The following is a 519-nucleotide window of genomic DNA, read 5'->3' as shown; positions in this document are numbered from 1 at the left end:
AACGAGGACTTTCTCGTCAGCCTCATCTCGTGAAAATTAACTCACCCGATTCCCCTGCCGGCGCGCCGACTAACGGCTGACCGCCATACACGCATCAGGCGACTTCGGGAAAGGTGCCTTGGTGCACCGCTTACGCTTCAAGAGAAGGTGCAGCCGACGGTAGCCGAAGCGCCGGCGTTCGGCGGCCAGATCCCGCAGCCGGTTGCGCAAACCGGCATCATCCGGTCGGGACGGACGGTAGCGGTAGACCCGCGGCTCTATGCCGACGAGCCCGCAGGCGCGACGCTGCGAATAGCCCTTATTCTCGATCGCCCAGGTCACGGCAGTCCTCCTCGACCCGGGCGTTAGAAGTTTTTTCCGAGCATCTCGCGCAAGGTCGAGACGTCGAGAATGGCATCGGCCAGCAGACGCTTCAGCTTGCCGTTCTCCTCCTCAAGGCTCTTCAGCCGCTTCGCCTCGGGAGCATGAGGATTTATGGGGCGGTCATGCGGCGCGGACCGTTTCTCTGTGCTCGTGATT

General features: G+C 62.2%; 1 pseudogene. It reads right to left on the bottom strand.

What is annotated here, in order from left to right:
• Positions 1-129: 129 nt before the first annotated feature.
• A pseudogene (locus tag ACWGTO_RS33815) lies at positions 130-458 on the bottom strand (IS3 family transposase); the annotation flags it as partial.
• Between the last annotated feature and the right edge of the window lie 61 nt (positions 459-519).

Source organism: Mesorhizobium sp. PL10 (assembly GCF_053714315.1).
The sequence above is the reverse complement of the archived record's forward strand: the minus strand, read 5'-3'. Positions and strand labels throughout refer to the sequence as shown.